We start from the raw sequence: 14664 nt of genomic DNA, 5'->3' as shown, positions 1-14664 counted from the left end.
GAATTTATGGAATCTCTTACATGGTTAAGTTTGGTAAATGGTACTGTCCGGCTGTCTCCATTGACATTTTCTTTGTAAAGGATTACCTTAAACAACGGGTAAAATAGAACCGCAACTGAATATTTCTGAAAAGGAGAACGATCATGTCTAAAATAGTTTTCTTTGATATAGACGGCACACTGCTTGATCACGATAAAAAACTGCCACAGGCCACAAAAGAATCCATCCAAACACTGCAGGCAAACGGAACGTATGTTGCAATTGCGACTGGAAGGGCCCCATTTATGTATGAAAGTTTAAGAGAAGAATTGGGAATCGAGTCCTTCGTATCTTTTAATGGGCAGTATGTGGTTTTTGAAAATGAAGTGATATACACGAATCCTCTGCAAGTTGAAACATTGGAAGAATTATTAGAGGATACGTATATAAAGGAGCACCCTGTTGTTCATTTAAATCATGAAACGATGAAATCGAACCATAAGCACCATGAATATATCGAGAAGAGTATGAACAGCTTGAAGTTTCCTCACCCGGGATTTGCCCCGGATTTTTATAAAGGAAGAGACATCTACCAATCCCTGCTATTCTGCACAAAGGAAGAAGAGGGTTTTTACCGGGAGAAATACACAGATTTCACGTTTATCCGCTGGCATCAATACTCCATGGATATTCTTCCGAAAGGCGGTTCAAAAGCAGAGGGGATCAAAAAGATGATCGCGAAGCTCGGATTCAATATGGAAGATGTCTATGCATTCGGGGACGGCTTGAATGATATTGAGATGATCCAATCCGTCGGCACCGGTGTTGCAATGGGTAATGCCGTACAAGAAGTCCAAAAACACGCAAATTTGATTACAAAGCACGTGGATGATGATGGAATCTACCACGGATTAAAGGAACTTGAATTGATCTAGGACATTCAAAAAAAGCCTCCCACTTGATATCTGTGGGAGTCTTTTTTGGGTTTATCGTTCAATGGCAATGGCATCAGGGATAGGCTCAAATGGATTAGAAGGATTGATATGATCATAGAACATGATACCATTCAGGTGGTCGATTTCATGTTGAAAGACGATGGCCGGCAGACCTTTAAGACGAAGCTTTACTTCATTGCCGTCCACATCCCAGCCTCTTACAGTCACTCTTGCATATCGGGGTACGAAACCCGGTACATTCCGATCGACGGATAAACAACCTTCCCCGGAAGTTAAATAAGCTTTCTCTATGGAATGGCTGATGATTTTCGGATTGAATAAAGCATAGCTGTATAATTTCCCTTGATTGTCTGTAACGTTTACAGCGAGCATCCGTTTTGAAACATTGATTTGAGGTGCTGCCAGGCCGATGCCGGGTCTCAATCCATATTTGGCAGCCGTTTCAGGATCTTGGCTGTTAATTACATATTCTAATAAGCTTCTCAGGGTTTCCTGGTCTTCTTCGGATGGCGGGATGGGCACTTCCTTAGCTACCATGGTTAATGTGGGGTGACCCTCACGGATGATGTCATTCATCGTAATCATTGTTTTTCCTCCTAGGATACATAGAGATAGAGACAGCAGGCCAAGTTCATTCAGAACACAAAAAAGACAGGGCCATCCAAATTGATCCCTTCTCTACTTTACGTATTAAGATAATCTATTATGTATGGTAATAGTTTATCATTTTCCTTTGAAAAAGTTAATGAATGAGATTCGGTATTTACAGGAATACCCGGTGGCAAATAGTCATAATGATTTTAATAGGGAGAATAGTCCAATCGACATTTTTTTCCACAGTTGTAAATCCCTATTGTCAAAAGATGTAGACATAGATATAGTAGAAGGTGGTAAATAGTTAAGGGGGATCTTGTTGTGTCGAAATTTCGTTTTGCTTTCATTTTAGGAGCCGCTATTTTTGTATTAATGGGTTGCGTCGGTGGTTCTTCACCTGAAGAGAATGTGTATAAGGTTCTTGAAGAGACCGTAGCCAAAGAAAGTCAATATGTTAAAGTTCAGAAGCCTCTTCAAGAGTTGGAAGAAAAGGAACAGGAAATCTATACGAAAATCATGGATCTTGGAATGAAAGAATTTGACCAGATTGTAAAGCTTTCGGATGAAGCTCTGGACAACATCGATAAGAGAAAAGAGAAAATCGAAAAAGAACGTGACTCCATGAGTGAAGCAAAGAAGGAGTTTGCCAAAGCAGACGACTATATTGATGAGATAGAAAGTGATGACCTTAAAAAAGATGCGAAAAAGCTGGAAGATACGATGGAAGAACGGTATCAGCTCCATGAAAAGCTAACTACTTCTTACTTAAAGGCGCTTTCTCTTGATAAAGAACTTTATAATATGTTCAAAAAGAAAGACCTCACGATGGAAGAGCTTGAGAAGCAAATTTCCTCCATTAATGAGCAATACGAGAAAATAGTAAAGTTCAATGGGGACTATAATACAAAAACAGAGGAATTCAACAAACTTAAACAAGAATTTTACTCAAAGGCAGAACTTGATGTCAAAGAGTCTGAATAATCGGTTACATATAAGATGAAGGAGGGTGTAAAGCCCTCCTTCATCTTTTTTTTAGGTTCGAAAGCTGCTTTCCGTTGGTTTCTTACTCTATAACAGAAGAGTCACACCTGAATGTTTATATATAACAGTGTGTTTATAGGTATTAATACAGTTTTGAAAATTTATGGTAGATCGTTTCAAAAAGATTGAGAAGAAACATGAATTAATAATACTTTGTCGTTGACTAACTGATTTTTAATATTGTAAACTAGGATAGGTATTCATGAATTGTATCAGTCGATAATGATTTCTGACTGATACAGATAAACTCGAATGTAATTTCGGGTTTTCTTTCTTGGTATTTGTGGAAAACTACTTATAGTGTGTGTTTATCCGCAGGTATTGTGGTAGGTCATACTGAATTTGGGTAATCTAAACTATGTATGTAAAAAAACCAAAATAAATGTATAAAGAAAGGATAGGTGACTTCGATGGCTTCTAAATCAAAGAAGGCACAATTCGATGCAGTTAAGACGCTCGAGCAAATTGAAGACAAGTTTGAAATGTTCCAAATTTTGAACGAAGAAGGCGAAGTAGTAAACGAAGATGCTATGCCGGAGATCTCTGATGAGGATCTTCAGGAATTAATGCGTCGCATGGTTTACACTCGTATTCTAGATCAACGTTCAATCTCATTGAACCGTCAGGGACGATTAGGTTTCTATGCACCAACAGCTGGACAGGAGGCATCTCAGATCGCTTCTCACTTCGCGCTTGAGAAGGAAGATTGGATTCTTCCTGGATACCGTGATGTTCCACAAATCATCTGGCACGGTCTTCCACTGGCTAAAGCCTTCTTATTCTCACGCGGGCATTTCCAAGGTAATCAGGCTCCTGAAGGTGTAAATGTATTATCACCACAAATCATCATCGGTGCTCAATACATCCAAACTGCCGGAGTGGCACTTGGACTTAAGAAGCGTGGCAAGAAAGCTGTCGCCATCACATATACAGGAGACGGTGGATCTTCACAAGGTGATTTCTATGAAGGAATCAACTTTGCAGGTTCTTATGCAGCTCCTGCGATTTTCGTTGTACAAAACAACCAATTCGCAATTTCTACTCCTCGTGATAAGCAAACTGCAGGCCGTACAATTGCTCAAAAAGCGGTTGCAGCAGGTATCCCTGGAATCTTAGTCGATGGTATGGATCCGTTAGCGGTTTATTCTGCTACATTAGAAGCACGTAACCGTGCAGTGAATGGTGAAGGTCCTTCACTGATCGAAACACTTTGCTATCGCTATGGTCCACATACAATGGCTGGTGATGATCCAACTCGTTACCGTACTTCAGAAATGGATACGGGTTGGGAAAAGAAAGATCCACTAGTGCGTTTCCGTAAATTCCTTGAAGGTAAAGGACTATGGAGCGAAGAGAAAGAAAACGAAGTAATCGAAGAGGCAAAAGAAGATATTAAAAAAGCAATCAAGGAAGCAGACTCAGCTCCTAAACAAAAAGTGACTGACTTCATCAACAACATGTATGAAGAACTTCCTTATAACTTAAAAGAACAATTAGAAATCTACAAAGAAAAGGAGTCGAAATAAGCCATGGCGCAAATGACAATGATTCAAGCGATCACTGATGCACTGCGCACAGAACTACGCAACAACGAAGACGTTTTAGTTTTTGGTGAAGACGTAGGTCTTAACGGTGGTGTATTCCGTGCAACGGAAGGACTTCAGAAAGAATTCGGTGAAGACCGTGTATTCGATACTCCACTAGCAGAATCAGGAATCGGTGGTTTAGCAATCGGTTTAGCATTAGAAGGGTACCGTCCAGTACCGGAAATCCAATTCTTCGGTTTCGTATACGAAGTAATGGATTCAGTAAGCGGACAAATGGCACGTATGCGTTACCGTTCAGGTGGTACGTATACATCACCAATCACAATCCGTTCCCCATTCGGTGGTGGAGTACATACTCCAGAACTTCATGCGGACAGCTTAGAAGGATTGATGGCTCAACAACCAGGTCTTAAAGTGGTCATTCCATCGACTCCTTATGACGCGAAAGGTCTATTGATTTCATCCATCCGTGATAATGACCCTGTCATTTTCTTGGAGCATATGAAATTATACCGTTCATTCCGTCAAGAGGTTCCTGAAGAGGAATACACAATTGAACTTGGTAAAGCAGATGTTAAACGTGAAGGTACAGACCTTACAATCATCTCTTACGGAGCAATGGTACACGAATCACTGAAAGCTGCAGATGAACTTGAAAAAGAAGGTCATTCAGTTGAAGTAATCGATCTTCGTACTGTAAGTCCACTGGACATTGACACAATCATGGCATCTGTTGAGAAAACAAACCGTGCCATCGTGGTTCAAGAAGCTCAAAAGCAAGCAGGAATCGCAGCCAACGTTGTGGCTGAAATCAATGACCGTGCGATCCTTAGCCTGGAAGCACCAGTTCTTCGTGTAACGGCACCGGATACAGTATTCTCTTTCTCTCAAGCAGAGCCTATCTGGTTACCAAACCACAAAGACGTTATCGAAACGGCGAAAAAAGTACTTAATTTCTAATTGGAAGGAGCTAAAAGGCTCCTCCGTTGATAAATAAATGAAAACAGAAGGGCACGCCACCCTTCTCTTTTCCAATTATAGATATATAAGAATCAGAGACAGATATAACCTAACATTCATCTATATACTCATTATTCAATACAGGAGGTCGAGTCCATGTCATTCGAATTCAAATTACCAGACATTGGTGAAGGTATTCATGAAGGTGAAATCGTCAAGTGGTTTGTAAAACCTGGCGATAAAGTGGAAGAAGACGATGTACTATGTGAAGTGCAAAACGATAAAGCTGTTGTTGAGATTCCTTCCCCGGTAGCAGGAACGGTTGAAGAGCTTCTTGTTGACGAAGGAACTGTAGCCGTTGTAGGAGATACTCTTATCAGGTTTGATGCACCAGGTTATGAGGACCTGCAATTCAAAGGTGGAGAAGAAGACAAGAAAGAAGAAAAAGCCGAAGAGAAGACGGAAGGTCAAGTTCAAGCAACTGCAGAACAAGGCCAGGATGTGAAGAAAGAAGCTTCTCCAGAAGCTGCTGAAGAGAAATCCGATGCAGAAGTTGATCCTAATAAACGGGTTATCGCTATGCCTTCAGTGCGTAAATACGCGAGAGAGAACAGCGTTGAAATTCGCCAAGTTTCCGGTTCTGGTAAGAACGGACGTGTTGTAAAAGAAGACATCGATGCTTTCTTAAGTGGAGATTCTAAGCCTGCTGAAACGAACGAAGAAGCAAAAGCAGAAGAAAAAGCGCCGGCAGCAGATTCTAAAGCGGCAGCACCTAAAGCTCCTGAAGGCGAATATCCAGAAACCCGTGAGAAAATGAGTGGAATGCGTAAAGCAATTGCGAAAGCAATGGTGAACTCTAAACATACTGCTCCTCACGTAACGTTAATGGACGAAATCGATGTAACGAAACTTTGGGCACACCGCAAGAAATTCAAAGAAGTTGCAGCTGAAAAAGGTGTTAAATTAACATTCTTACCATACATCGTAAAAGCTTTGACAAGTGCATTACGTGAATACCCGGTTCTGAATACTTCAATTGACGATGCAACGAGCGAAATCGTTCAAAAACATTATTACAATATCGGTATCGCTGCGGATACTGACAAAGGTCTATTAGTACCGGTTGTAAAAAATGCAGATCGCAAATCAATGTTCTCGATTTCAAATGAAATCAATGAACTTGCAGGTAAAGCCCGTGACGGTAAACTTTCAGGCGACGAAATGAAAGGTGCATCTTGTACAATCACGAATATTGGTTCTGCCGGTGGACAATGGTTCACTCCGGTCATCAACCACCCAGAGGTTGCTATCCTTGGTGTTGGCCGCATTGCAGAAAAACCTGTGGTTAAAAATGGTGAAATTGTAGCGGCACCTGTGTTAGCATTATCATTGAGCTTCGATCACCGCATGATCGACGGAGCTACTGCTCAACATGCACTTAACCACATCAAGCGTTTGTTGAACGATCCAGAATTATTATTAATGGAGGCGTAATACAATGGTAGTAGGAGATTTCCCAATCGAAACAGATACAATCGTAGTCGGTTCAGGTCCCGGAGGATATGTAGCTGCAATCCGTGCAGCTCAACTCGGGCAAAAAGTGACAATCATCGAAAAAGAAAACATGGGTGGCGTATGCTTAAACGTTGGTTGTATCCCATCTAAAGCTCTAATTACAGCGGGACACCGTTTCCATCAGGCACAACACTCTGATGACATGGGTATCGTTGCTGAAAATGTAAAAGTGAATTTCGATAAAGTTCAAGAGTGGAAAGCTGGAGTTGTAAAGAAATTAACCGGCGGTGTTGAAGGACTTCTTAAAGGGAATAAAGCTGAAATCGTTCGCGGTGAAGCTTACCTGGTAGATGCCAATACACTTCGTGTCATGGACGAGAACTCTGCTCAAACATACAAGTTCAACAATTTGATTCTTGCAACTGGTTCACGTCCAATTGAAATCCCAAGCTTCAAATTCTCTAAACGCGTGCTTGATTCTACAGGCGCACTTGCTTTAGAAGAAATTCCAAGCAAGCTTGTTGTAATCGGTGGAGGTTATATCGGAACCGAGCTTGGTACTGCATATGCCAATCTTGGATCAGAAGTAACGATTTTGGAAGGTGCCGACGATATCCTTAGCGGATTCGAAAAGCAAATGACATCTGTCGTGAAAAAAGAACTTAAGAAAAAAGGCGTTGAAGTTGTAACGAAAGCTATGGCTAAAGGCGTTGAAGAAAGTGACAACGGAGTCGTTGTGAAATACGATGTGAAGGGCGAAGAGAAATCGGTTGAAGCTGATTACGTTCTAGTAACGGTTGGCCGTCGTCCAAATACCGACGAAATCGGTCTTGAAGAAGTTGGAATCGAAATGACAGACCGCGGAGTTATCAAAATTGATAAACAGTGCCGCACGAACATCCCGAATATCTTCGCGATCGGTGATATCGTTGATGGACCGCCACTTGCTCATAAAGCTTCTTACGAAGGTAAAATTGCTGCCGAGGTCATCTCAGGTGAATCGGCAGAGATTGACTACCTAGGAATCCCGGCTGTGTGCTTCACAGACCCTGAATTAGCAACAGTGGGTTATTCTGAAGCGGAAGCGAAAGAAGAAGGCATTGAAGTAACTGCTGCTAAATTCCCATTTGCAGCAAATGGACGTGCGTTGGCTCTTAATGCAAGTGATGGCTTTATGAAGCTTGTCACCCGTAAAGAAGACGGTTTAATTATCGGGGCACAAATTGTTGGTTCTGGTGCATCTGACATGATCGCTGAATTAGGACTTGCAATTGAATCCGGAATGACAGCTGAAGATGTTGCCATGACGATTCATGCTCACCCGACTTTAGGTGAGATTTCCATGGAAGCAGCAGAAGTTGCTATGGGAAGTCCGATTCACATTATCAAATAATAGTCATGGACGAAGGATGATCCCTGTGGAGGGATCATCCTTTTTTTAATGAAAAGAAAAAGGGGACGAAGCGTATAAGGCTTCGTCCCCTAAAAATGATCTCATGTGTTAATGTTCCCAGGTTTGAATGGCTCTGGAAACAGGCTTTATTATATTTTCTTTAGAATTATGCCCTTCCACTTTACATATGATCTGATTGTTCTCTACCACAACGATGGCTGGAGAGGAGGGTGGAGTATCAGCAAAATCATTAGTTGTTTTCGTGTTTAAACTGACAACTTTTAGCCGCTTAAAGTGATCGGGGTATTGTTTTTTAAGCTCAATGATGGCATCGTAGTATGGTATTTCCCTCGAAACATTACTTTCATCCGTGAAAAAAATCACCTGTTTTTCTATAAATTGATCTTGTGCCAAAACCACTTTATTGGATGAGATGTCATCACACGAAGTCAAAATCAGCATAGTGGAAGTGAGTATTGCAAAAGCTAATATATGTTTCATACATCATCCTCTTTTCTTAAACGATGCTATGAATATGGATTGTGAATTTGTAAACGAATTACTCTTTAACGTATCTTATGTCACATTTTATCATAGGGAAAAATGAAAAAGCGCCAAGTCATAAAAATGTTACAAAATTGAAAAGTCATACATAATGAAAATCATATTAAAAGAATATACTATGTTAATACAATGATCTTGATTGTGAAAAATATATAAGAGCCATCGAAGAGTTTTTATTGAATTGGGACGGGTAAATGTAAATAAATCGATTAAAGGATGTTTTATCATGAAATCGTACATCGCTTTTTTGGTCCAAATGATTTTATGGAGCGTGTTTTCAATAGCTGAATGGATTTCTGAAAAAGATCATGTAGAATATAAATGGATTATGTTCGTCCTGTTTTTTTACCTTGCCTTTATGGCTGCAAGGAAGATTGTTCAATCAAGAAAGCTTACGTTATTTATCACTTCATTTAGTCTGACATGCTTTTTTGTTTTTAAGATGGCGTTTGAAAATATAATGGAAATATTTTAATTCTTTCCCAGTTTCTCTTTGGAATATGTTAAAATATTCAAAGTGAATACGGAAAGGTGAGAGACATGAAAAAGATTTTAGCATCCGGGTTAACCATCCTGCTCCTGACTGCTTGCGGAAGTGAACAAACGGGGACCAGCCTCGAAGCCGAAAAATCCGACCAGACTGAAGTGAAAGAAGTGGATCAGAAGCAGAGTGAAGGCCCTGAAACGGAAGTGTCAGAAAGTGAAACAAAAGAAAAAGAAGATCCTTCAAAAGAAGTGGTACAGACCAAGGATTATAAGATAAATGAGGCTAATTGGAGCATTGAACCAATTGGTGACGCCAATCCTAAAGTGGTACTCCTGACGATCGATGATGCACCCGATCAACATGCACTGCAAATGGCTAAAGACCTGAAAGAATTGAAAGCACCAGCCATTTTCTTTGTAAATGGTCATTTTCTTGATACGCCTGAGGAAAAAGAAACGTTAAAAAAGATTCATGATCTTGGGTTTATGATTGGGAATCATACATATAGTCACAGCAGTTTAAGAAATCTTTCACCGGAAGAGCAAAGAGAGGAAATCCTCTCTGTCAGCGACCTTGTGGAATCCGTCACGGGAGAGAGACCGCAATTTTTCAGGGCACCTTTCGGCCAAAATACCGATTACAGCCGCGAGTTTGCAGCCGAAGAAAAGATGTCCTTGATGAATTGGACTTACGGATATGATTGGGAAAAGCAATATCAAAATAAAGCAGCGATTACGGATATCATGGTAAACAGTCCATATTTGATTGACGGAGCGAATCTGCTCATGCATGATCGTACATGGACGAGTGAAGCGTTGACGGACATTGTGAAAGGCCTTCGTGCAAAGGGGTATGAAACACTGGATCCCCACCGCATTAAAACAATAGAATAATGATGAAAGATGCATAAATGAGTCACTTCATTTATGCATCTTTTTATTTGAACTCTACATATTCGTGAATACCCTTACATACACTCTTATAATTAAAAGTATGATTGATTTAGAGGATAAAAAGTTAAATATGTCATACAATTTAGGCTTGATATTTTAAATGTGTTATATTATTATAGAGACAGATAAGATAAAGCGTTTACAAAACCACTTAAAGGAGAGGAAAAAAGATGGGAACAATTGTATGTCAATCATGCCTGGGTACTATTGAGCATTATGAAGATGAGAAGGTTTCTGTTTTATTCTCTAATTGCTGTGACTGCAACGACGACAAAGAATTAGACGATTAATGCCTGCTTTGGGGAGCGGGTGAAAGTAGCGTCTTAAGGGGTTCTTATAAATAAAAAGGATGAAGAAGGTGAGACCTTCTTCATCCTTTTTTTGTTCATCGAATGGCACGATGCTCTTTGATGACTCTTAAATGTCGTAAATCATAGTCTTCAGGCCCTTGTACAGGGAGACCTGCTTCTATATTTGTTTTGATATAAGTGATGTTTTCCTGAGTGATGATTTCCCCTGGAATAAAAATGGGGATTCCGGGAGGATAGACCATGATGAATTCTGCGATCGTCCTTCCAACGGATTCTTCAATCGGAATGACTTCGGTATCAGCATAAAAAGCATCCCTCGGTGTAATGGAAAGAACAGGAATATCAGGCAGCATGACTTTAACGGGGGCCATCTCTCCTTGGTTCTTCAGGCTGGTAACCAGTTCTTTTAAAGCGTTAACCAATTGAGTTCCTTCATATTCTGTGTCACCAGGTGTGATGATGCAAAGGATATTATAAAGGTCAGACATTTCGACCTCGATATTATGAGCCTCTCTTAACCACTTTTCCGCATCGAAACCGCTGATTCCAAGATCCTTCACGGATACAATCAGCTTTGTCGGATCATAGGCATAGGTGGCTTTTGTTCCAAGAATTTCTTCCCCTACACAGTATAAACCGTCAATCTCGTTGATTTGTTTCCTCATATTCTGTGAGAGTTCGATCGTTTTGGAGATGAGCTCCCGCCCTTCAGTAGCAAGCCGTTTTCTTGCAACATCAAGGGATGCAAGAAGTAAGTAGGACGTGGAAGTCGTCGTAAGCATGCTTAAAATAGTCTGTACACGCTTAGCAGAGACAAGTCCTTCTTTCATATTGAGTACTGAGCTTTGAGTCATGGATCCCCCTAGCTTATGAACACTCGTAGCTGCTAAGTCAGCACCTGCCTGCATGGCTGACAGGGGAAGTTCATCATGGAAGTGGATATGAACACCATGAGCTTCATCGACCAGTACCGGAACATGATAAGAGTGGGCAATTTCCACGATTTTCTTCAAGTCTGCCGAAATCCCGAAGTAGGTCGGATTGATGACCAGTACACCTTTAGCATCAGGGTTTTGTTCCAAAGCCTTGGCAACTGCGTCTGTCGTGATACCGTGAGAGATTCCAAGATCCTCATCAATATCTGGATGGATAAAGACAGGGGTGGCCCCTGAGAAAACAATCGCAGACATAACGGATTTATGCACGTTTCTTGGAACAATGATCTTGTCCCCAGGTCCGCACACACTCATGACCATCGTCATGATCGCCCCGCTCGTTCCTTGAACAGAGAAGAAAGTATGATCGGCACCGAATGCCTCGGCAGCCAAATCCTGTGCTTCCTTGATCATTCCTTTAGGTTGATGCAAATCATCTAAAGGACCGATATTAATCAAATCAATGGAAAGCGCATTATCTCCTATAAATTCCTTAAAGGCAGGATCCATACCTGCACCTTTCTTATGACCGGGAATATGAAACTGGACGGGATTTTTTTTACTATGTTCAATTAAGCCGGTAAACAACGGCGTTTCATTTTGAGACAATTCATTCAACACCTCTTTATATTCTTCATTAACCAATATGCATGCTAAAGATATCATTATAAAGGATTCAAACCATAATTTCATACATTCTTACGATATTTTCAACAAACAAAAGAATTATAGCACTTAAGAAAATCTTTGCATAGTGACATACGCCCATGAAGATGGATTTTTTTTCATAGCACAAACAAAAGAAGTCATACTCCTGATTTTTGGCTCATTTCCGTCCTGTGTGAGAGTGACCGCCAGATCAAGCGAGCTTGGTCTGGCGGTCACTCTCACACAGGACGACCTTTCAGTTTTGGCTCATTCGGGTGAAACATCCGTTTCACCCGAATGAGCCAAAAATCTACACAGCCTATCAATAAAATACCTAAGCCTTCTCATCTAAGACTCACCCTATTTCTTATTAATATACAACACACTAAAGAAAAGGATTTCTCACCATCCATCGAGAATAAATGAATGTATGGAGGGATTCAAATGAATTGGAAAACACGCGTAACAGAATTATTGAACATTCAATATCCAATCATACAAGGTGGGCTCGCCCACCTGGCATATGCAGAACTGGCTGCGGCGGTTTCGAATGCAGGGGGCCTTGGCCAAATCACTGCCATGTCACTCGACAACCCTGAACAGCTTCGTCAGGAAATCAAAAAGGTAAGGTCATTAACAGATCAACCGTTTGGAGTGAATTTTGCCATCGGGCAACATGGACGCCCATTCAGCGATTTTGTTGATATAGCCATTGAAGAAAAAGTGCCGGTCATCTCCGTTACAGGGGGTAACCCGACTCCCTTGTTCCAACAAATTGAAGGGGAGGATATGGTGAAGCTTGTATTGGTCGCATCAAAAAGGCAAGCTCTGAAGGCTGAAGAGCTTGGTGCGGATGCCGTCATGGTCGTCGGACAAGAAGGCGGAGGTCACCTGGGAAAGGATGACATCGGGACATTCGTCCTGATTCCTCGTGTCGTGGACGCAGTTTCCATCCCTGTCATCGCTTCAGGAGGAATTGGGGACGGACGTGGTTTAATGGCAGCCCTCAGCTTCGGCGCAGAGGGAGTCGAGATGGGGACGAGATTCATAGCGACAAAAGAGTGCGTCCACGCCTCAGACGTATATAAGCGTGCCTTGATTGAGGGGGATGAGAGTGGTACAGTAGTCATCAAACGATCTTTAGGAGCCCCGGCAAGAGCGATATCAAATTCTTGGACAAACCAAATCCTGACTGCCGAAACATCAAATCCGGGATATGAAGGATTAAAATCATACATAAGCGGCGAGGCGAATAAACGATATATCTACGATGGTGAAGTAGACGGAGGCTTTGCATGGGCAGGGCAGGTGATGGGGTTGATCGAGGACATCCCTTCGGTTAAAGATCTCATCGAGCGAATGGTTTCACAAGGTGAAACCATTCGGAGAAAGTGGAAATAATACATCATCAAAGGAGTAGTGTTGCAAAATGGAATATCAATACCCATTCGATATAGACTGGTCAACGGAAGAAGTCATCGACGTCATAGCCTTTTTTGAAGCAGTTGAAAAGGCATATGAAAAAGGTGTTTCAAGAGAGGACCTGATGAATCGATATAAGCGATTTAAAGAAATTGTCCCTGGTAAAGCAGAAGAGAAAAGGATCTGCAATGAATTTGAAGAATCCAGCGGTTATTCTTCCTATCGTGTAGTGGAAAAAATGAAAGAACAGCAGGATGCTGCAAAAATATCGATGAATTAACAGAACGACTGCCGCTTCCGGCAGTCGTTCTTTCTGCATTATTCCCTACAGTTATATGGTTTAGTTCATTTTATAAAGGGGTAAAAGTGTTTCAAAGGCACTTTCAACTTCCTGGATTAATTCATCCCCATTCATCTTAATGACAGTGTCACGATCCAGATGAAGTCCGCATAGAAGTTCTGCTTTTTTTACATTTTGAACTCTTTTAGTTAAAGCAATGAATTCATCTTGTGACAGAGAGGAGAATGGTGCAGCATCCGGTTTAGTATGATCTCCGGACCAAACAAAATGACCGGGAATCAATGACCTTATCTTATCTGCATTTTCTTCGACTAATTTGCCGAATTCAACTTTATTTGGAGCTTCATAGATCATTGCAAACCAAATAAACACATGGGTTTCCCATAATCCAATCTGGAAATGAGGATGTTTTTTGTAACCGCGTTTGTTGTTTGCAAAAGCAACCCAGGTGTCATCTGGGGGATTCACTGAGCGCCTTGCATGTTTCGCCACATGGTAAAACATCTCATCACCGGTCAGGGCACTTAAGGTCGGGGTGAAATGTTCACCCAGATAGTCCAGTTTTGGCCTGACCCGTTCTGCGATGGCCGTCATCCGGTCATCGAGACCATCAATCTTAAAAACATTGAAATCATCTTTGGTGAAACCGTTAAATGTCATGTTGTAACCTCCTTATTTCCACCAATATCTTACCATAAAGAGGTACAAGCTTGTAGCCAAATGAATTATCTATAGGTGTCTGCACATTTTAGTTACAAGATGCGTTGGTATTTCATAACATGTAGTAAATATTATCAGAACAATCAGATAAATCGAAAACTCGGAAGGGGTGTATGGCCATGAAACAAGTAATGAACACTTCTAAAAAACGTGATGTCCAACAGCAAAGAATGAATGTATTGAGACTTGAAATGGATTATGAATTAGCCGTATTGTTCGAAGCAATTCAAACGAAGAATACAGAAACCCAGACCAAGTCCAAGCAGAAACTTATGAGTATCAGAGAAGAACTAATGAAAATGAAGGCTTTATAAAGCCATAGACATTCAATGGTTTAA

At 41.1% G+C, this 14664-nt stretch carries 16 protein-coding genes; 12 read left to right on the top strand and 4 right to left on the bottom strand.

Going from position 1 to position 14664, the window contains the following annotated elements:
• Positions 1-140 precede the first annotated feature (140 nt).
• Positions 141-914, top strand: a complete 774-nt coding sequence (locus AM506_RS01235) for a Cof-type HAD-IIB family hydrolase (protein WP_200908404.1) — start codon at positions 141-143, stop codon at positions 912-914.
• A gap of 51 nt (positions 915-965) precedes the next feature.
• Here AM506_RS01235 and def read toward each other — a convergent pair whose 3' ends face one another.
• A complete protein-coding gene (gene def, locus AM506_RS01230) occupies positions 966-1520 on the bottom strand; it encodes a peptide deformylase (RefSeq protein WP_060670005.1) in 555 nt (184 codons plus the stop codon).
• 330 nt (positions 1521-1850) lie between these two features.
• Between def and AM506_RS01225 the strand changes: the two genes are divergently transcribed.
• From AM506_RS01225 to lpdA, 5 genes are all read left to right on the top strand, one after another.
• A complete protein-coding gene (locus AM506_RS01225) occupies positions 1851-2510 on the top strand; it encodes a YkyA family protein (protein WP_235576014.1) in 660 nt (219 codons plus the stop codon).
• A gap of 470 nt (positions 2511-2980) precedes the next feature.
• Positions 2981-4096 (top strand): pyruvate dehydrogenase (acetyl-transferring) E1 component subunit alpha, encoded by a 1116-nt coding sequence (gene pdhA / locus AM506_RS01220; RefSeq protein WP_060670003.1) that lies wholly within the window; start codon positions 2981-2983, stop codon positions 4094-4096.
• Between the two features lie 3 nt (positions 4097-4099).
• A complete protein-coding gene (locus tag AM506_RS01215) occupies positions 4100-5077 on the top strand; it encodes an alpha-ketoacid dehydrogenase subunit beta (RefSeq protein ID WP_060670002.1) in 978 nt (325 codons plus the stop codon).
• 156 nt (positions 5078-5233) lie between these two features.
• Positions 5234-6571 carry a dihydrolipoamide acetyltransferase family protein gene (locus tag AM506_RS01210; RefSeq protein ID WP_060670000.1) on the top strand — a complete coding sequence of 446 codons (1338 nt, stop codon included), beginning with the start codon at positions 5234-5236 and terminating at the stop codon, positions 6569-6571.
• A gap of 4 nt (positions 6572-6575) precedes the next feature.
• Positions 6576-7985 (top strand): dihydrolipoyl dehydrogenase, encoded by a 1410-nt coding sequence (gene lpdA, locus AM506_RS01205; protein ID WP_060669998.1) that lies wholly within the window; start codon positions 6576-6578, stop codon positions 7983-7985.
• A gap of 108 nt (positions 7986-8093) precedes the next feature.
• On the opposite strand, the gene AM506_RS01200 is transcribed toward lpdA, so the two are convergent.
• Positions 8094-8486 carry a hypothetical protein gene (locus AM506_RS01200; protein WP_060669996.1) on the bottom strand — a complete coding sequence of 131 codons (393 nt, stop codon included), beginning with the start codon at positions 8484-8486 and terminating at the stop codon, positions 8094-8096.
• Between the two features lie 289 nt (positions 8487-8775).
• Between AM506_RS01200 and AM506_RS01195 the strand changes: the two genes are divergently transcribed.
• From AM506_RS01195 to AM506_RS21965, 3 genes are all read left to right on the top strand, one after another.
• A complete protein-coding gene (locus AM506_RS01195) occupies positions 8776-9024 on the top strand; it encodes a hypothetical protein (protein WP_060669994.1) in 249 nt (82 codons plus the stop codon).
• 65 nt (positions 9025-9089) lie between these two features.
• A complete protein-coding gene (locus tag AM506_RS01190; RefSeq protein ID WP_060669992.1) occupies positions 9090-9929 on the top strand; it encodes a polysaccharide deacetylase family protein in 840 nt (279 codons plus the stop codon).
• 230 nt (positions 9930-10159) lie between these two features.
• Positions 10160-10279: a GapA-binding peptide SR1P gene (locus AM506_RS21965; protein ID WP_082051137.1), complete on the top strand. Its 120-nt coding sequence runs from the start codon at positions 10160-10162 to the stop codon at positions 10277-10279.
• A gap of 95 nt (positions 10280-10374) precedes the next feature.
• Here the strand turns inward: AM506_RS21965 and AM506_RS01185 are convergent, their stop codons facing one another.
• Positions 10375-11844: an aminotransferase class I/II-fold pyridoxal phosphate-dependent enzyme gene (locus AM506_RS01185; RefSeq protein WP_060669990.1), complete on the bottom strand. Its 1470-nt coding sequence runs from the start codon at positions 11842-11844 to the stop codon at positions 10375-10377.
• A gap of 483 nt (positions 11845-12327) precedes the next feature.
• On the opposite strand from AM506_RS01185, the gene AM506_RS01180 reads away from it, so the two are divergent.
• On the top strand, positions 12328-13284 hold the full coding sequence (locus AM506_RS01180; RefSeq protein WP_060669988.1) for an NAD(P)H-dependent flavin oxidoreductase: 957 nt from the start codon (positions 12328-12330) through the stop codon (positions 13282-13284).
• A 28-nt stretch (positions 13285-13312) separates the two neighbouring features.
• Entirely contained in the window at positions 13313-13585 is a 273-nt protein-coding gene (locus tag AM506_RS01175) for a UPF0223 family protein (RefSeq protein ID WP_060669986.1), read from the top strand.
• Between the two features lie 60 nt (positions 13586-13645).
• On the opposite strand, the gene AM506_RS01170 is transcribed toward AM506_RS01175, so the two are convergent.
• Positions 13646-14266: a YktB family protein gene (locus tag AM506_RS01170; RefSeq protein ID WP_060669984.1), complete on the bottom strand. Its 621-nt coding sequence runs from the start codon at positions 14264-14266 to the stop codon at positions 13646-13648.
• Between the two features lie 179 nt (positions 14267-14445).
• Between AM506_RS01170 and AM506_RS01165 the strand changes: the two genes are divergently transcribed.
• Positions 14446-14640, top strand: coding sequence for a hypothetical protein (locus AM506_RS01165; protein ID WP_034756016.1), 195 nt, complete (start codon positions 14446-14448; stop codon positions 14638-14640).
• Positions 14641-14664 lie beyond the last annotated feature (24 nt).

This window comes from Rossellomorea vietnamensis (genome assembly GCF_001305855.1).
GTDB lineage: Bacteria > Bacillota > Bacilli > Bacillales > Bacillaceae_B > Rossellomorea > Rossellomorea vietnamensis_A.
The sequence above is the reverse complement of the archived record's forward strand: the minus strand, read 5'-3'. Positions and strand labels throughout refer to the sequence as shown.